The sequence below is a fragment of the Stenotrophomonas sp. YJH_SMC_16 genome, assembly GCF_059367875.1.
On the sequence record NZ_JCAFRH010000010.1, the window covers coordinates 129,101 to 147,074 of the forward strand.

Below are 17,974 nucleotides of genomic sequence, written 5' to 3' on the forward strand. Positions count from 1 at the left end.
CTGCCAATCCCGGGAAAAGTTCAGTCGCCGATCACCTGGCGCCGCACCAGCTTTTAACCACCGTTCCGTTAGCGTTCCGGTCCACGGCCATGGATCCGGGGGCGCCACTCCCCTGCTATTGGGATTTGACGCGGGGGAAACAACCTCTGGATCATAGCCGCTTCTCCATACACAACCGGATGGAACGTCCATGCTCTCAGGCTTCGATGGTCTCCGCTTCAGCCACTGGCACCCCGAGATCCGCGACGACGGCGTGGTGGTTCTCTCCCTGGATCGTCAGGACAGCAGCGTCAACGCCATGTCGCAGGACGTGCTGCTGGAACTGGGCGACCTGCTCGAGCGCATTGCACTGGACCCGCCCAAGGGCGTGGTGATCCAGTCGCTGAAGAAGGCCGGCTTCATTGCCGGTGCGGACCTGAAGGAGTTCCAGGAGTTCGACCGCCGCGGCACCGTCAACGACGCCATCCGCCGCGGCCAGGCCACTTACCAGAAGCTGGCCGAGCTGCCCTGCCCGACCGTGGCGGCCATCCACGGCCACTGCCTGGGCGGCGGCACCGAACTGGCACTGGCCTGCCGCTACCGCGTGGCCTCCAATGACAGCAGCACCCGCATCGGCCTGCCGGAAACCCAGCTGGGCATCTTCCCCGGCTGGGGCGGCAGCGCGCGCCTGCCGCAGTTGGTCGGTGCGCCGGCAGCGATGGACATGATGCTGACCGGCCGCACCTTGTCGGCCTCGGCCGCGCGTGGCATCGGCCTGGTCGACAAGGTGGTGGCGCCGGCGGTGGTGCTCGACACCGCCGTGGCGCTGGCGCTGTCCGGCACCACCCGCCCGTTCAAGCAGCGCGCGACGGCCTGGGCCACCAACACCTGGCTGGCACGCACTTTGCTGGCACCGCAGATGGTCAAGCAGGTCGCACGCAAAGCCAAGAAGGACCAGTACCCGGCGCCCTACGCGCTGATCAGCACCTGGCAGCGCAGCGGCGGCAAGCCGATCCAGGCGCGTCTGGATGCCGAACGCCGCGCAGTGGTGAAGCTGGCCAGCACGCCGACCGCGCGCAACCTGATCCGCATCTTCTTCCTGACCGAGCGCCTGAAGGGCCTGGGCGGCGGTGACTCCGGCATCCGCCACGTGCACGTGGTCGGCGCCGGCGTGATGGGCGGCGATATCGCCGCGTGGGCGGCCTACAAGGGCTTCGAGGTGACGCTGCAGGACCGCGAGCAGCGCTTCATCGACCCGGCCATGGAACGGGCGCAGGCGCTGTTCGCCAAGAAGGTGCGCGACGAGAGCAAGCGCCCGGCGGTGGCCGCGCGCCTGCGTGCCGATCTGGAAGGCAACGGCGTGGCCGAGGCCGACCTGGTGATCGAAGCGATCATCGAGAACCCGGAAGCCAAGCGTGCGCTGTACCAGACGCTCGAACCGAAGATGAAGCTGGACGCGCTGCTGACCACCAACACCTCGTCGATTCCGCTGGTGGAACTGCGCGACCACATCCAGCGCCCGGCACAGTTCGCCGGCCTGCACTACTTCAACCCGGTGGCGCAGATGCCGCTGGTGGAGATCATCCATCACGACGGCATGGCGCCGGAGACCGAGCGCCGCCTGGCCGCGTTCTGCAAGGCGCTGGGCAAATTCCCCGTGCCGGTGGCCGGCAGCCCGGGCTTCCTGGTCAACCGCGTGCTGTTCCCGTACATGCTGGAAGCCGCCACCGCGTATGCCGAGGGCATTCCGGGCCCGGTGATCGACAAGGCCGCAGTGAAATTCGGCATGCCGATGGGCCCGATCGAACTGATCGACACCGTGGGCCTGGACGTGGCCGCAGGCGTCGGCCGCGAACTGGCGCCGTTCCTGGGCCTGCAGATTCCGGCCGCACTGCAGACGGTGGAACCGGACAAGCGTGGCAAGAAGGACGGCCAAGGCATCTACACCTGGGAAAACGGCAAGCCGAAGAAGCCGGACGTGGCCAGCGATTACCAGGCCCCGGCCGATCTGGAGGACCGCCTGATCCTGCCGCTGTTGAACGAGGCCGTGGCGTGCCTGCACGAGAGCGTGGTGGCCGATGCGGACCTGCTGGATGCGGGCGTGATCTTCGGTACCGGTTTCGCCCCGTTCCGTGGCGGTCCGATCCAGCACATCCGTGCGGTGGGTGCCGATGCGATTGTCGAGCGGTTGAAGGCATTGCAGCAGCGCCATGGCGACCGTTTCGCCCCGCGCCCCGGCTGGGACAACCCCGCCCTGCGCGAACCAGTGGTTTGAGTTTATCGGCCGGGCCTGCGGCCCGGCACCCGCAGAGGCAACCGCCGAAGCAAAAGCCAGAGCCAGAGCCAAAGCGGCTCTGGCTTTTCTGTTTGTTGGGCGGGGCGGTGTCGGGTTGCGGGGACGCCGTAAACCCGTCCTTGGGGGCTTGGCCGCGGCATCCATGCCGCGGACACCCCGCAACCCGACACCGCCCCACCCCTGACAGTTTCCCGGTGACGGTGGGTGAACTGCGATGGCTGGTAGATGTCGACGTTGGTCGGCACGGATCATTACGAACTGGTGGGTGTCGACCTTGGTCGACACCAGGAGCGAAGCGACCGGCGTTTGATTCTGACTTTGATTTTCTTTTTTCTTCTCCGTGGCTGGACGCACACGGAAACTGTCAGAGGCCGGGCGGGTGGGTGGCGCAGGGGCGTGAGCCGCATGGATGCGGCGATCGAGCTTACATGGACGTACTTGCAGCGCCCCCTGCGCCACCCACCCGCCCGGCCAAGCGCGGCTTCTGCTTTTGCCTTCAGCGACCAACCAGCCAGCCACGAGGGGCTGCGCCGTTGGCTGGAACAACCTGTTACCCATACGGGGCATGTGCCCGTCACAGCTGCATGCGATGCTGACCACCTGATCCCTGCCAGCGAGAACGCCCGCATGACCACCATCATCGCCCCGCGCGTGCACGACATCGGCGGCCTCGAAGTCCGTCGCGCCGTCCCCACCCTGCAGGCGCGCAGCATCGGCTCGTTCGTGTTCGTCGACCAGATGGGCCCGGCACTCATGCACCCCGGCACCGCCATCGACGTGCGCCCGCATCCACATATCGGCCTGGCCACCGTGACCTACCTGTGGTCGGGCGCGATCGGCCACCGCGACACGCTGGGGTCGGACCAGGTGATCCGTCCCGGTGACGTCAACTGGATGACCGCCGGTCGCGGCATCGCCCATTCCGAGCGCACGCCGCAACCGGACCGCGACCATGACAACCCGATCCACGGCATGCAGACCTGGGTGGCGTTGCCGAAGTCGCATGAGGAAATCGAACCGGCCTTCTACCACCATGCCGCGGCCACCCTCCCCGAGCAGCGCCGCAATGGTGCCTGGCTGCGGGTGATCGCCGGGCGCGCCTATGGCGAGGAATCGCCGGTGAAGGTGTTCGCCGACACCCTCAACGTAGCGATCGACCTCGACCCGGATGCGGAGATCGATATCGACAATGGCCACCGCGAGCGCGCGTTGTACATCCTCGAAGGCGACGCGCAATTGGACGGCGTGGACATCCCCGCCCAGCACCTGGTGATCCCCGAAGCCGGTGCGACAGGTCGCCTGCGCGCGAAGACGCCGGTGAAGGCGATGCTGTTCGGTGGCGAGCCGCTGGATGGCCCGCGTCACCTGTGGTGGAACTTCGTGTCCAGCTCGAAGGAGCGCATCGAGCAGGCCAAGCACGACTGGGAGGCCGGTCGCTTCGGCACCATCCCGGGCGACGACAAGGAGTTCATCCCGCTGCCGCAGTACTGAACATCGCGTGTTGCACACATCCGGAGGTGTATCCCTGCACCCGGCGTTGACACTACAGTCACCCGCTGATCACTGAAATGTGACATAAATCACATTTTCAACCGTCAAAGGAGTGCAACACATGAGCATGGGTAAACGCTTGTCCGCCGAGTTCCTCGGCACGTTCTGGCTGGTTCTGGGTGGCTGTGGCAGCGCGGTGCTGGCCGCCAAGTTCGGTGGTGACGGCAATCCGCTGGGTATCGGTTTCCTCGGCGTGGCGCTCGCCTTCGGCCTGACCGTGGTGACCGGCGCCTATGCGTTCGGCCACATCTCCGGCGCGCACTTCAACCCGGCAGTCAGCGTCGGGCTGTGGGCTGGCGGCCGCTTCCCGACCAAGGACCTGGTGCCGTACATCATCGCCCAGGTCGCCGGCGGCCTGCTGGCCGGCTTCATCCTGCTGCAGATCGCCTCCGGCGCCAGTGGCTTCGCCATTGATGGCAGCCAGGCCGGTGCGTTCGCCAGCAACGGCTATGGCGCGCTGTCGCCCGGCGGCTACAGCGTTGCGGCCGCCTTCCTGTGCGAGGTGGTACTGACGGCGGTGTTCCTGATCGTGATCATGGGCGCCACCCATGGCAAGGCGCCTGCCGGCTTCGCGCCGCTGGCGATCGGCCTGTCGCTGACCCTGATCCACCTGATCAGCATCCCGGTCACCAACACCTCGGTGAACCCAGCCCGCTCCACGGCGGTGGCCTTCTTCGCCGGCAGCGGCGCGGTCAGCCAGTTGTGGCTGTTCTGGGTCGCTCCGCTGCTGGGCGGCGCGATCGGCGGCATCATTTACAAGTGGATCGGCAACGACCGCTGAGGCCTGCGAACCATTGCGGCCGACCTTCGGCCGCAATGGTTACGCTTGTAACCGCAATTTGTGCGATTGCTCACGTTCCGTTAAGGTTGAGTTGACCGTCCGTGCACATGCCGGCCGGGGTGGCATCCGGGGATGGGATGCCAAGGCTGCCGGTCCATCCGGCGGAGCCAACGACACACCACCTTGGGGGATGCATGAAGTTCGCGCCTGTAGTGTTGTCGAGCCTGCTGTTCGCTGCGGCCCAGGCCGCTGCGCAGGCTCCCACCGAATGTCCTTCATTGCCGGCCAGCAGTGGCCTGCAGTGGCAACAGCAGGCACAGGCCGATTTCCTGGTCTGCCGCGCCAGCACCGGGGACGGCCGCGAGGTACTGAGCCTGATGCTCAGTGCGCGCGATCCCAACCTTCCATTGAACCGCTCGCTGCGCCAGGAAAAGGGCAGCTTCGGCGGTGAGTCGCTGTACTGGTACCAGCCCGATCTGGGAGGCCAGCAGCCGCCCGGCTATGCCGAGCGCCGCATCAGTGTGGTCAAGCTCGACAAAGGGCGTTACGCGCAGATTTCGCTGTATCCGGACAGCGCCCAGGAACTGGGCTCGCTGCAGCAGCTGGCGCAGGGCATGAGCCTGACCCCGTCGGCCGTGGCCGCGGGGCGCTGAAGGTGACGGGGATGACTGCCTGGCAGCATCCCCGCAATGCGACCCGATCCGACGGTAGTGCCGGCCGCTGGCCGGCAAACGCTTCGTTCCCGATCAGAAGAGGTTGCCGGCCAGCGGCCGGCACTCCCTCAGAACTTGCCTTCCTGGAAATCGACGAAGGCCTGCATCAGTTCCTGCCGTGTGTTCATCACGAACGGCCCGTGGCGCATCACCGGTTCGCGCAGCGGACGGCCGGCCACCAGGATCAGCCGCGCGCCTTCGCTGCCGGCCGAAAGGTGCAGCTGCTCACCGCCGCCCAGCACCGCCAGCTCCTGGCGTGCCACGCCACGCGCGGCGTCCTGCTCCCCCACGGTCACGCCACCTTCGAACACGTATGCAAAGGCGTTGTGCCCTTCCGGCAACGCATAGGTCCAGGCGCGATCCGGGGCCAGCGTGATGTCCAGGTACAGCGGATCGGTGGCCGGCTGCACGATCGGGCCCTGCGTGCCATCCACGCTGCCGGCAATCACCTTCACGTCCACGCCCGGCTCCGGGTGCACCACGGGAATGCGCTCGGGCGCGAATTCCTGGTACTTCGGATCCGTCATCTTCTCCTTCGCCGGCAGGTTCACCCACAGCTGGAACCCGCGCATCTGCCCGCTCTCCTGCTCGGGCATCTCCGAATGCACCAGGCCACGGCCAGCGGTCATCCACTGCACGCTGCCCGGGGTCAGCAGGCCTTCGTTGCCGTGGTTGTCGCGATGCCGCATGCGCCCGTCGAGCATGTAGGTGACGGTTTCGAAGCCGCGGTGCGGATGCTCTGGAAACCCGGCGATGTAGTCCTCGGCACGATCGGTACCGAACTCATCGAGCAGCAGGAACGGATCCAGGTCGGGCAGCGTGGGGCCACCGATGACGCGGGTCAGGCGCACGCCGGCACCGTCGGAGGTGGGCATGCCACGGATGGTCCGCAGCACGCGGACCGGTTCGGGAAAGCTCATGGCGACTCCTGTTGGATGGATGCCACTGAAGATGGACGCCACACGGCCGCACGCCAATGGACGGCGCCGCAACCGATTGTTCCATCCCTGATGTTCGCTGCACGTCAGCACAACAAACGTACGACCAAAGTACTACCGCCGATTCGTCCTGTGCCAATTGACCCTGTCGAGGGCACGCGGGACTCTTTGTCTGTCTTTCCGGGAGAGAGCACCTCATGAAAGGGTTTTCCAAACTGGGCTGGGCGGTACTCGCCCTGCTCGGCGCATTCTGTCTGGGCACCGTAGCCCTGCGCCGCGGCGAACACATCAACGCACTGTGGATCGTGGTGGCAGCGGTTTCGCTGTACCTGGTCGCCTACCGCTTCTACAGCCTGTTCATCGCCAACAAGGTGATGCAGCTGGATCCGACCCGGGCCACCCCGGCGGTGATCAACAACGATGGCCTGGACTACGTGCCGACCAACAAGCACGTGCTGTTCGGCCATCACTTTGCCGCCATCGCCGGTGCCGGCCCGCTGGTCGGCCCGGTACTGGCCGCGCAGATGGGCTACCTGCCCGGCCTGTTGTGGCTGGTGGTGGGCGTGGTGCTGGCCGGTGCGGTGCAGGACTTCATGGTCCTGTTCCTGTCCAGCCGCCGCAACGGCCGTTCGCTGGGCGACCTGGTAAGAGAAGAGATGGGCCAGGTGCCCGGCACCATCGCGCTGTTCGGCGCGTTCCTGATCATGATCATCATCCTGGCGGTGCTGGCGATGGTGGTGGTCAAGGCGCTGGCCGAAAGCCCGTGGGGCATGTTCACGGTGATCGCGACGATGCCCATCGCGATCCTGATGGGCGTGTACATGCGCTACATCCGCCCCGGCAAGATCGGCGAGATCTCGGTGGTTGGCCTGATCCTGCTACTGGCTGCGATCTGGTACGGCGGCAAGGTCGCCGCCGATCCGGTCTGGGGCCCGGCGTTCACCTTCACCGGCACCCAGATCACCTGGATGCTGATCGGCTACGGCTTCGTCGCCTCGGTGCTGCCGGTGTGGCTGCTGCTGGCCCCGCGTGATTACCTGTCGACCTTCCTCAAGATCGGCACCATCATCGCGCTGGCCATCGGCATCCTGGTGGTGATGCCGGAACTGAAGATGCCGGCGCTGACCCAGTTCGCCGCCAGCGGTGATGGTCCGGTGTGGAAGGGCGGCATGTTCCCGTTCCTGTTCATCACCATCGCCTGCGGTGCGGTCTCTGGTTTCCATGCCCTGATTTCCTCGGGCACCACGCCGAAGCTGCTGGCCAATGAAGCGCACATGCGCTACATCGGCTACGGCGGCATGCTGATGGAATCGTTCGTAGCGGTGATGGCACTGGTGGCCGCATCGATCATCGACCCGGGCATCTACTTCGCGATGAACAGCCCGGCCGCGGTGATCGGTGCCGACGCGGCCTCGGCGGCGCACTACATCACCAACACCTGGGGCTTCACCATCACGCCCGAACAGCTGACTGCGACCGCGGCGGCGATCGGCGAACCGACCATCCTGCATCGTGCCGGTGGTGCGCCGACACTGGCGGTGGGCATCGCGCAGATCCTGCACGAAGCAATTCCCAGTGGCAGCGACGCGATGATGGCGTTCTGGTACCACTTCGCGATCCTGTTCGAGGCGTTGTTCATCCTGACCGCGGTGGACGCCGGTACCCGCGCCGGACGCTTCATGCTGCAGGACCTGCTGGGCAACTTCGTGCCGGCCCTGAAGAAGACCGAGTCGTGGACCGCCAACATCATCGGTACCGCAGGCTGCGTGGCGCTGTGGGGCTACCTGCTCTACACCGGCGTGGTCGATCCCTTCGGTGGCATCCAGACACTGTGGCCGCTGTTCGGCATCTCCAACCAGATGCTGGCCGGTATCGCGCTGATGCTGGGCACGGTGGTGCTGTTCAAGATGAAGCGTGACCGCTATGCGTGGGTTACCGCAGTACCGGCAGTGTGGCTGCTGATCTGCACCACCTACGCCGGCTTCATCAAGATCTTCGACAGCAACCCGGCACAGGGCTTCCTGGCACAGGCACACAAGTTCCAGGCCGCGCTCGCCAGCGACACCATCACCGCACCGGCCAAGTCAGTGGCGCAGATGAAGCAGATCGTGGTCAACGCCTACGTCAACACCGGCCTGACCGCGCTGTTCCTGCTGGTGGTGGGCGCGGTGCTGGTGTATTCGATCAAGACCATCCTGGCGGCCCGCCGCAATCCGCAGCGCAGCGACCGCGAGACCCCGTACGTGGCGCTGAAGCCGCATGAAATGGTGGATCTGTGATGAGCACGCAACTGGTTCCCGCCGGCCAGTACCAGGCCCACCGCCGCATCTGGCGGCGCCTGGTGCAGACCGCACGGCTGTGCTGTGGCATTCCTGATTACGACAACTACGTCCGGCACATGCTGGAAAAGCATCCGGACCAGGAGCCGATGGACTACAAGACGTTCTTCCGCGAACGCCAGGAAGCGCGTTACGGCGGACGCAATGGCGGCCGCTGCTGTTGAGGGTTGGGTGCCGGGCTTGCAGCCCGGCGCCCGCAAAAGCCCGAGCAACTACAAACTGCAACTGCAACTGCTGGAGCGTCGGCTCTGGGTTTCTGTTTGCTTGGCGGGGCGGTGTCGGATTGCCGGTGACGGCGAGACACATGCGGGGTCAGATCCGTTTTCCGAAAGAAGACGGATCTGACCCCGTTTTATTTATCGATATCTGACAGAAAAATGGTGTCGACCAAGGTCGACACCTACCAAAAGCCGCGCGTACCAGCAGTCGCCGTTACCCACAGCCGCGTGAACCTGTCGAAGGCGGGTGGGTCCGGTTGAGGGGGCGTGAGCGCCATGGATGGCGCGACCGAGGCTACATGGACGTATTCACGCCGTCCCCCTCAACCGCACCCACCCCGTCATCACACGGAATGCCGCTCTGGCTTTTGATGTTGAGGTTGCCGGCCAGCGGCCGGCACTACCGCGGGTGCCGGGCGCCGCCTGGCTGGCCTCCTCAGCCGGTGGCCATCCACTTCAGGATCAGACCGGTGACATACGCCAGGCCGGTACCAGTGGCATAGCCCACCGTGCCCAACAGCACGCCCACCGGGGCCAGCGTCGGATGGAACGCCGCTGCCACCACCGGCGCCGAGGCCGCAGCGCCGATGTTGCCCTGCGAGCCGATGGCGAAGAAGAACAGCGGCGCGCGCAGCAGCTTGGCCACGACCCACAGCACCAGCACGTGCGTGGCCATCCAGATCGCACCGAGCAGGAACAGCCATGGCCGGTCCAGCAGCGACAACAGGTTCATCTGCATGCCGATGCAGGCGATCAGGAAGTACAGGAACACCGTGCCCAGCCGCGATGCACCGGCCGCTTCCAACCTGCGTGCACGAGTGAAGCTCAGGCCCAGGCCCATCGCGGTGGACAGCAGGATCACCCACACGAACTGGCTGTCCAGGCTGAACTGGCTGGCCCAGCTGACATGGGCCTTGAACCAGCCCGCCAGCGGCGCGGCGATCGCATGGGCCAGGCCGACGCCGCCCAGTGCCACGCCGACGATCACCATCAGGTCGGTCATGCTGGGAATGCGCGCGTTCTGCGCCTCGTAGGCACTGATGCGTGCCTTCATCTCGTCGATGGCGCGGGTGTCGGCACCATTGCGGGTGTCGATCTGCTGTGCGCGGTTGGCCAGGAACAGCAGGATCGCCATCCACAGGCTGGCGCAGGCCACGTCGACCACGGCGAACTGGCCGAAGGTGGTGGCATCGGTGCCGAACACTTCGCGCATGGCGACCATGTTGGCGCCGCCACCGATCCAGCTGCCGGCCAGCGCCGCCATGCCCGCCCAGGTATCACCGGCCACGGTTTCCGGATGGATCAGCTTCATCAGCTGGAACGAGACGATAGCGCCGAGCATGATGCCGGCGGTACCGGCGCAGAACACGAGCAGCAGTTTCGGCCCGAGCTTGATGACGCCCTTCAGGTCGATCGACAGGGTCAGCAGGACCAGCGCGGCCGGCAGCAGCACGTCACGCGCGACCGGGTTGTACAGCGAGGTGTTGTGGCCATCGATGACACCAGCGGTGTTGTAGATGGCGGGGATGAAATAGCACAGCAGCAGTGCCGGCACCCAGGCGAAGATCTTCTTCAGCAGCGGGGTCGGACCACTGGCGGCCCAGAAGATCAGGGCCAGGGTGGCGGCAATCAGGCCCAGTCCAACGATGTCGTTGCTGATCAGGGCAGTAGCGGGTTCGGTCGGCACGGGATCCTCTGTCGATCGAAAGAGCGGAGAAAAAAAAGCGCCGCATAAAGCGGCGCGGGTCGAGATTAACATTGTCTTCACGCCGGGTCATGCTGCAGTGCCGACCACGCCTCCATCCCCTCAGGGAGCCTACTCATGCAGCTTGGCGCCTTTTCGGTCAGTCTCTCGGTGAAGGATCTCGCGGCCTCCCGTGCCTTCTACGAAGCCCTGGGCTTCTCGGTCACCGGCGGCGATCCAGCACAGAACTGGCTGGTGCTGCGCAGCAACGGCACCGTGATCGGCCTGTTCCAGGGCATGTTCGAGGGCAACCTGCTGACCTTCAACCCCGGCTGGGACCAGCACAAGCAGGAACTGACCCACTTCCAGGATGTGCGCGAGCTGCAGGCGGAGCTGGACGCCAGGGGCATCGCGCTGGCAGTCCGCACCGATCCCGATGGCCAGGGGACCGGCTACCTGCAGCTTGCCGATCCCGACGGCAACGTGATCCTGATCGACCAGCATGTGGCGCGGCCGAACGGGCGTTGACGCGGACAGCCATTGCGTGGGTAGGCGTCGACCTTGGTCGACGGGCAGCATGCCCACCAGGGTTGGCATCTACCAGGACGGCCGGATCAGCCCGGTCGCGAGGCACTGAAATCGAGCGTGACACGCGTGCCACGCGGCTCGCAGGGCTGCAGCTGCAGGGTCCAGCCCAGGTGCTCGCAGAGCCGCGCGATCAGATCCAGCCCGATGCCGCCGCCACGATCGGCGCGCTCGCCACGGGCCATCCGCGCGTGGATGGCCGCGATCTCCTCCGGGCTCATGCCATGCCCGGGGTCCTGCAGGGTCAGCACCGCCGACGAACTCAGCCGCAATTCGATGTGGCCACGGCCACTGTTCTCGATGGCGTTGCGCACCAGGTTGCCGATCGCCGCCTGCACCACTGCCAGCGGCGCGACGATGTCCACCGGCGCGGCCTGGATGCCGATGCTCAGGTCCTTGTCGCCCAACAGATGGCGATGGTCGTCGACGATCTCCGGCAGCAGCTGGTCCAGCGCGATGCGCTCGGCACGCGCCGCCAGTCGTGCCGGATCACGCGCCAGCACCAGCAGCAGTTCGATCAGCTGCTCCACGCTCTGCGCGGTGCGCAGTACCCGCTGCATCTGCTGGCGCGCACGCTCGGGCAGGCCCGGTTGCTCCAGCGCCAGTTCGGCGGCACCGGTCATCACCGCGATCGGCGTGCGCAGTTCATGGCTGGCGGTGCTGATGAACACCCGCTCGCGTTCGACGAACTGTTCGTTGCGGTCCAGGTAATCGTTCAGTGCACCGGCAATCGTGTGCAGCTCGGAGCTGCCACGCGGGTCGACCTCGATGCGCTGCCCCTGCGCGCCGGGCCGCAGGTCGGCAATGCACTGCGCCAGCAGGCTCAACGGGCGCACCATCCGCTCCATGCCGAAGGACGCCATCAGCACGGTGACGAAGATCATGATCACGCCCGCCAGCATCACCCAGCGCGTGGCGAACTGCTCCAGATCGTGGAAGTCGGAGATGTCCAGCGCCAGCGCAACCCGCCCCATCGATTCGGTCTCGCGCACCATCACCGCCGTCTCGCGGCCCTTCACCATCACCCCGTCATGCAGCCCGGGATGCAGGGTACGCAGGCTGTCGGGCAGGTTGACCGCATCGAAGCGGTAGAGGCTGAGCGTGTCCGAATCCTGCCAGCGGTAATGCGGCTCGTGCTCGACATGTTCGACGATGCTGTCCAGTTCGGAATTGAGCAGCGCGCGCCAGGCAGCGTGCTCGGCATGCTCATGCACGTAATTGCCGACGCTGAACACCGCCAGCGAAAGCAGCGCCAGGTAGCCCAGCAACCACCACAGCACGCGCCGGTACAGCGGCCCGGGCTTACGCGCCTTCATCAGTATCCTTGCCGGCGTCGCTGCCGGTGGTCACGGCCAGCCGATAACCCACCCGCGGCAGGGTGTGGATCAGCTTCTCTGCAAACGGGCCGTCAACGCTGCGACGCAACTCGTAGACATGCGAGCGCAGCAGGTCGCCATCCGGCGGCTCGTCACCCCACAGGGCGAACTCCAGCTGCTGTCGTGTCACCGCACCCGGGCTGGCCCGCATCAGCACTTCCAGCAGCTTCCGGCAGGCCGGGTACAGGTGCAGCACCTGGCCCTCACGCTGGGCCTCCAGCGTCGCCAGATCCAGCACCAGGTCGCCCACCTGCAGGCGCTTGCGCGGGTTGCGGCCCTGCGCACGCAGCAGCAGTGCTTCCAGCCGCACCTCCAGCTCGGGCAGCGCGAACGGCTTGGTCAGGTAGTCGTCGGCACCGGCGCGGAAGCCGGCGATCTTGTCCGGCAGTTCATCACGCGCGGTCAACATGATCACCGGCACCTCGGACGCGTGCTCGGCGCGCAGCCGGCGCAGCACTTCCGGCCCCTCCATGCGCGGCAGCATCCAGTCCAGGATCACCGCGTCGTAGAGATGGCTTCCGGCCAGGTGCAGACCGGTGATGCCATCCGGGGCCACGTCCAGCACATGCCCGCGCGACTCGAAATAGTCGAACAGGTTGGCCACCAGCTGGCGGTTGTCCTCGATCACCAACAGACGCATGCACGAAACATCCACAGAAGTTCGTACCATGGTAGCGCCGCCCATGTCGGAATGCGGTCGTCCCGCCCCCTTCTGACGCTTTTCCCACCCCCGCCACCTCAGAATGGCCGTTTTGCTCCCGGAGCCTGCCGTGCCCGTAGCCCTGCCCCGCCGTTGGCGCCTGCCCCTGTTGTGGCTGCTGATCATTGCTGCATTGGCAGCGGGCATCGGCCTTCGGCAGCCGCAGCCGCCGGACGAGCCGCGCTTCGTGCTGGCCGCGAGGACCATGGTCGAGAGCGGGCAATGGCTGCTGCCGCATCGTGGCAGCGAGCTGTATGCCGAGAAACCACCGGTGTTCATGTGGCTGCAGGCGGCCGCTTACGAGGTGGTCGGCAGCTGGCAGTGGTCGTTCCTGCTGCCGTCATTGCTGGGCGCCCTGCTGAGCCTGTGGCTGGTGTCGGATCTGGCACGGCGGCTGTGGTCACCGCGGCATTCCATCTATGCCCTCGCGGCGCTGTTCTGCACCCTGCAGTTCGGGCTGATGGCCAAGCGTGCGCAGATCGACATGGTGCTGGTGGGGATGACCACCGTGGCCGTGTGGGGCTTGATGCGGCACCTGTGCGAACGTCGTAACCTGCCCGCGCTGTGGCTGGCCGGTTTCGCCGCAGGCGTCGGCACGGTGACCAAGGGCGTGGGTTTCCTGCCGTTGCTGATGGTGCTGCCCTGGTTCGGCTGGTGGCTGTACCAGCGCCGTCGCGGGTACCGCGTGGAGGGTCCGCACCCGGCAACGCTGCTGTGGCTGATCCCGGCGTTCCTGCTGGGCGTGGGCGTGTGGCTGGCGCCGCTGGGCTGGGCCCTGCTGCACACGCCCAGCGCCGAACTGCAGGCCTACGCGCATGAGCTGCTGTTCAAGCAGACCGGTACCCGTTACGCCAATGCCTGGCACCACCGGCAGCCGGCCTGGTACTACCTGCAGGTGATCCTGACCCTATGGCTGCCGGGCAGCCTGCTGCTGCCGATGCTGTTCAAGCCCTGGTGGCGCCGTATCCGCCGTGGCGACCGTCGCCAATGGCTGCTGCTGGGCTGGGCGGTGCTGGTACTGGTGTTCTTCAGTGCCAGCCCGGGCAAGCGCGAGGTGTATCTGTTGCCGATGCTGCCGGCAATGGCACTGGCCGTGGCACCGCTGCTGCCCGGCCTGTTGCGCCGCCTGTGCGTGCGCCGCTACCTGTTCGGCTACAGCGTGGTGCTGATGCTGGCCACCGGCGTGCTCGGCGTGATGCTGATGACCGAGCACCCGTGGGCGTTGGCGCAACTGGAACGCCGCGCCATGCCAGATACGCTGCTGCCGGTGCTGGGCGATGGCCTGCTGACCTTCGCCATTGCCCTGGCCACGCTGATCGTGTGGCTGCGGGTACGTCGTGCCGCGACGCTGGTGCTGCTGACCCACGGCATGCTGTGGATGCTCTACGGCCTGGTGCTGATGCCTGCACTGGACCCCTTCGCCTCGGCATCGGCGCTGATGCGCCGGGTCGGCGCTCGGATCGGTCCCGACGCCGAACTGGCGCTGGTGGCCTGGCGCGAGCAGAACCTGCTGCAGGCCGACCGGCCGGTGCGCGAGTTCGGCTTCAAGCGGCCCTGGGCCGAGCAGTGGCACGACGCCGGGCCGTGGCTGGCCGAGGCGCCGGACAAGCGCTGGCTGCTGGTGCTGGATGATGCGATGAGCCCGTGCGTGGACCCGAGCAAGGTGATCGATATCGGTGTTGCCAACAGGAACCGTTGGCAACTGCTTCCCGGTACCGCATGGAACCCGCAATGCCACGCCGAGCGGGCCGGGTCGACCGCCGAAGAAGACTGAACGTCGGCACGTGCTGGGCAAGCATTAACCCGGCACGAACGAGCGTCCGACCCTTCTCCGACATCCAGGTGACGAGCATGACCGCGGATTCCCGAACCGCCCTTTCCCAGCATGCCCGTCCGTCCCCTTGATTCGGTAGCGCCGCTTGCGACATCGCCACTGGCGTCACGATTTGCCGTAACTCACCTCTGGCTGCCTGTCGCAATCGGTCTGCCGTTGTTTACGCTGCTGATGGGTTTCGGCGGCGACCAATGGGTGGCCGATCATCTGTTCCGCCTTGAAGGCGGCCACTGGGCGCTGCAGGACGCCTGGATCACCCGCACGGTGGTGCACAAGGCCGGCAAATGGCTGAGCACGGCTGCTGCGCTCGTGGCGATCCTGCTGTGCTTCCACCACTGGCGAAAGGGTCGCGATCGCACCCTGCGGTGGGCGCTGCTTTATGTCGTAATTGCCATGGCTCTGGGCACGGGCGTGATCTCCCTTCTGAAGTCGCTGGTGCCGATGGAATGCCCCTGGGACCTGCTGCGCTACGGCGGCCACCAGCCTTTCATCGGTCTTTTCACCCTGCGCCCGGCCGGCATGGCGCCGCAGGCCTGCTTCCCGGCCGGGCATGCCAGCGCCGGCTATGCGTGGCTCTGTCTGTACTATTTCGCCCTGCTGTGGCGCCCGTCGTGGCGCTGGGCGGGGCTGTGGATCGGCCTCGGCGCTGGCCTGGTGTTCGGCATCAGCCAGCAGCTGCGGGGCGCACATTTCCTTTCGCATGACGTTGCCACTGCGTTGATATGTTGGCTGCTTTCGCTCGGCCTGTATGTCCTGATCCGCCGTCAGCTGGACCGTCCCCACCGCCAGGAGGCAAACGCATGAGTGCATCGGTCCAACGCCCCGCCCGCCTTCCCGCGTTGGCGAACCTTCGCCGTTGGCGGCCGCAGCTGTCCACCGAAGCACTGATTGCACTGACCAGCCTGTTCTTTGCGGTGGCCGGCAACGGCCTGTTCTGGCACAGCGCGATGGCCAGCCATCCGGGCAGCCTGCGCTACGCACTGTCGCTGCTGCTGTTGCTGCTGGGTGCGCACGGCGTGCTGCTGGGCATCCTGGTCTGGCGCTGGAACGCCAAGGTGGTGATCAGCCTGCTGCTGCTGGTGACTGCATTCGCTGCGCACTACATGAGCCGTTACCACATCTACCTGGATGCGGACATGCTGCGCAACGTGCTGGCGACCGATCCCAAGGAAAGCCGCGAGCTGATGACCGTGTCGCTGGTGTGGCCGGTGCTGTTGCTGGCGGTGTTGCCGATGATCGTGCTGTGGCGCGTGCAGCTGCGCCGCCGCAGCTGGGGTCGCAGCCTGCTCTGGCGCGTCGGCTTCCTGGTGGTGGCGGCAGTGACCGCGGTAGGCGGCGCATTGATCTCGTTCCAGGATGTCTCGGCACTGATGCGCAACCAGCGCGAAGTGCGTTACCTCGCCACCCCGGCCAACGTGCTGCTGGGCATGCCGCGCGCACTGCGTGGCGACAACCCGGTGCAGCGCGCGCCGAAGCTGCCGATCGGTACCGATGCCAAGGCCACCCCGCGTGCACCTGCCAGCAAGCCGCGCCTGCTGGTGATCGTCATGGGCGAAACCGTGCGCGCACAGAACTGGGGCCTCAACGGTGGCCGCAACACCACCCCGGAACTGGCCCAGGCCAGTGTGGTCAATTTCCCGGATATGCATTCGTGCGGCACCAGCACCGAGGTTTCGCTGCCGTGCCTGTTCTCGCCATGGGGCCGTCACGACTACGACGAGAAGAAGATCCGTGCACACCAGTCGCTGCTGCACGTATTGAACCGTGCCGGCATCGCACCGTTGTGGCGTGACAACCAGTCCGGATGCAAGGGCGTATGCGAAGGCCTGGAGTTCCAGTCGCTGTCCGATGCGACCACCCCGGGCCTGTGCGCCGACGGCCGCTGCATGGACGAGATCCTGCTGCAGGACCTGGCCACCCAGGTGCGTGCCAAGTCCGGCGACCGCGTGGTGGTGCTGCACCAGCTGGGCAACCATGGCCCGGCCTATTTCGAGCGCTATCCGGCCGCCTTCGCCCGCTTCAAGCCAACCTGCGATACCCGTGACATCGGCCGCTGCTCGCGCGAAGAGATCACCAACAGCTACGACAACGCCGTGCTGTACACCGATCACTTCCTGAGCAAGACCATCGGCACGCTGCAGGGCATGCAGGACTACGACACGGCGATGATCTACCTGTCCGACCACGGCGAGTCGCTGGGCGAGAAGGGCCTGTTCCTGCACGGCGTGCCTTACGCCATCGCCCCGGCCGAGCAGACCCGGGTGCCGATGACGATGTGGTTCTCGCCGGGCTTCGCCAGCAGCCGCGGGCTGGACCTGCAATGCGTGCGCAGGCGTTCGGCGGCCTATACCGACCACGACAACCTGTTCCCGTCGGTGCTGGGCCTGATGCAGGTGAAGACGGCGCTGTACGAGCGCGATCGCGACGTGTTCGCCAACTGCGAGAGTTGAGGGTTTGTCGGCAGGGCTGCGCCCTGCACCCGCCGAGGCCACTGCACAAGCAACGGCAACAGCAGAAGCAGGCGATTCGTGGCTTGGCGGGGCGGTGTCGGAATGCGGGGACGCCGCAAGTACGTCCATGTAGGCTTGGCAGCCGCATCCATGCGGCTGACACCCCGCACTCCGACACCGCTCCACCTCTGACAGATTGTCCCGATCTGGTAGATCCACGCCATGCGTGGATGAATTTCCATCGGAATCGAATAGTCGAATTGAATTCGAAAAGCATCCACGCATGGCGTGGATCAATGACAGGTCGCGGAAATCTGTCGAAGGCGGGGTGGGTCCGGTTGCGGGGGCGTGAGCGCCATGGATGGCGCGACCGAGCCTCCATGGACGGATTGTGGTGGTCTAATCAACTTGGACACTCGATAGGATCAATTTCAAGCATCGAGGTAGACCCATGGCAAAGCAGATCACTCAGGGCATGAGGGACGAGGCGGTTCGCCTTGTGGTTGTGGAGGGGCAGACAGTCAGGGACG

14 protein-coding genes are annotated in these 17,974 nt (G+C 66.1%); 10 read left to right on the forward strand and 4 right to left on the reverse strand.

The features are described 5' to 3' along the window. The first annotated feature begins 190 nt into the window (after nt 1-190). The 4 genes from AC5P6E_RS18780 to AC5P6E_RS18795 all read left to right on the forward strand — a co-directional run bounded on the left by AC5P6E_RS18780 (nt 191) and on the right by AC5P6E_RS18795 (nt 5,260). Nucleotides 191-2,254 carry a 3-hydroxyacyl-CoA dehydrogenase NAD-binding domain-containing protein gene (locus tag AC5P6E_RS18780; protein WP_329835990.1) on the forward strand — a complete coding sequence of 688 codons (2,064 nt, stop codon included), beginning with the start codon at nt 191-193 and terminating at the stop codon, nt 2,252-2,254. A 648-nt stretch (nt 2,255-2,902) separates the two neighbouring features. Next, the gene (locus AC5P6E_RS18785) at nt 2,903-3,766 is read left to right on the forward strand and encodes a pirin family protein (protein ID WP_053443836.1); all 864 of its coding nucleotides are present in this window, start codon (nt 2,903-2,905) and stop codon (nt 3,764-3,766) included. Between the two features lie 121 nt (nt 3,767-3,887). Further along, the gene (aqpZ, locus tag AC5P6E_RS18790; protein ID WP_019338641.1) at nt 3,888-4,607 is read left to right on the forward strand and encodes an aquaporin Z; all 720 of its coding nucleotides are present in this window, start codon (nt 3,888-3,890) and stop codon (nt 4,605-4,607) included. A 194-nt stretch (nt 4,608-4,801) separates the two neighbouring features. Then, a complete protein-coding gene (locus AC5P6E_RS18795; protein ID WP_010482811.1) occupies nt 4,802-5,260 on the forward strand; it encodes a hypothetical protein in 459 nt (152 codons plus the stop codon). Between the two features lie 128 nt (nt 5,261-5,388). On the opposite strand, the gene AC5P6E_RS18800 is transcribed toward AC5P6E_RS18795, so the two are convergent. After that, nucleotides 5,389-6,240 (reverse strand): pirin family protein, encoded by an 852-nt coding sequence (locus tag AC5P6E_RS18800; protein WP_053443368.1) that lies wholly within the window; start codon nt 6,238-6,240, stop codon nt 5,389-5,391. A gap of 215 nt (nt 6,241-6,455) precedes the next feature. Here AC5P6E_RS18800 and AC5P6E_RS18805 point away from each other — a divergent pair, with 215 nt between their 5' ends. Together AC5P6E_RS18805 and AC5P6E_RS18810 are read left to right on the forward strand one after the other, a co-directional pair. After that, nucleotides 6,456-8,537 carry a carbon starvation CstA family protein gene (locus AC5P6E_RS18805; RefSeq protein WP_010482809.1) on the forward strand — a complete coding sequence of 694 codons (2,082 nt, stop codon included), beginning with the start codon at nt 6,456-6,458 and terminating at the stop codon, nt 8,535-8,537. After that, the gene (locus AC5P6E_RS18810) at nt 8,537-8,761 is read left to right on the forward strand and encodes a YbdD/YjiX family protein (RefSeq protein WP_005410613.1); all 225 of its coding nucleotides are present in this window, start codon (nt 8,537-8,539) and stop codon (nt 8,759-8,761) included. Before AC5P6E_RS18805 ends, AC5P6E_RS18810 begins: the two co-directional genes overlap by 1 nt. A 490-nt stretch (nt 8,762-9,251) precedes the next feature. Here AC5P6E_RS18810 and AC5P6E_RS18815 read toward each other — a convergent pair whose 3' ends face one another. Continuing rightward, nucleotides 9,252-10,502, reverse strand: coding sequence for a DUF819 family protein (locus AC5P6E_RS18815; protein WP_010482808.1), 1,251 nt, complete (start codon nt 10,500-10,502; stop codon nt 9,252-9,254). A gap of 135 nt (nt 10,503-10,637) precedes the next feature. Here AC5P6E_RS18815 and AC5P6E_RS18820 point away from each other — a divergent pair, with 135 nt between their 5' ends. Next, complete coding sequence (locus tag AC5P6E_RS18820) at nt 10,638-11,027, forward strand: VOC family protein (protein ID WP_010482807.1); 390 nt, start codon at nt 10,638-10,640, stop codon at nt 11,025-11,027. Between the two features lie 86 nt (nt 11,028-11,113). Here the strand turns inward: AC5P6E_RS18820 and AC5P6E_RS18825 are convergent, their stop codons facing one another. Together AC5P6E_RS18825 and AC5P6E_RS18830 are read right to left on the reverse strand one after the other, a co-directional pair. Next, nucleotides 11,114-12,400, reverse strand: a complete 1,287-nt coding sequence (locus tag AC5P6E_RS18825; RefSeq protein WP_495231213.1) for a sensor histidine kinase — start codon at nt 12,398-12,400, stop codon at nt 11,114-11,116. Beyond that, nucleotides 12,387-13,100 (reverse strand): response regulator transcription factor, encoded by a 714-nt coding sequence (locus AC5P6E_RS18830; RefSeq protein ID WP_019338645.1) that lies wholly within the window; start codon nt 13,098-13,100, stop codon nt 12,387-12,389. Before AC5P6E_RS18830 ends, AC5P6E_RS18825 begins: the two co-directional genes overlap by 14 nt. Before the next feature lie 103 nt (nt 13,101-13,203). On the opposite strand from AC5P6E_RS18830, the gene AC5P6E_RS18835 reads away from it, so the two are divergent. The 3 genes from AC5P6E_RS18835 to AC5P6E_RS18845 all read left to right on the forward strand — a co-directional run bounded on the left by AC5P6E_RS18835 (nt 13,204) and on the right by AC5P6E_RS18845 (nt 17,444). Further along, a complete protein-coding gene (locus AC5P6E_RS18835) occupies nt 13,204-14,934 on the forward strand; it encodes an ArnT family glycosyltransferase (RefSeq protein WP_216654092.1) in 1,731 nt (576 codons plus the stop codon). 111 nt (nt 14,935-15,045) lie between these two features. Continuing rightward, entirely contained in the window at nt 15,046-15,798 is a 753-nt protein-coding gene (locus tag AC5P6E_RS18840) for a phosphatase PAP2 family protein (RefSeq protein WP_019338647.1), read from the forward strand. Continuing rightward, nucleotides 15,795-17,444 (forward strand): phosphoethanolamine transferase, encoded by a 1,650-nt coding sequence (locus tag AC5P6E_RS18845; protein ID WP_019338648.1) that lies wholly within the window; start codon nt 15,795-15,797, stop codon nt 17,442-17,444. Before AC5P6E_RS18840 ends, AC5P6E_RS18845 begins: the two co-directional genes overlap by 4 nt. Nucleotides 17,445-17,974: the final 530 nt, after the last annotated feature.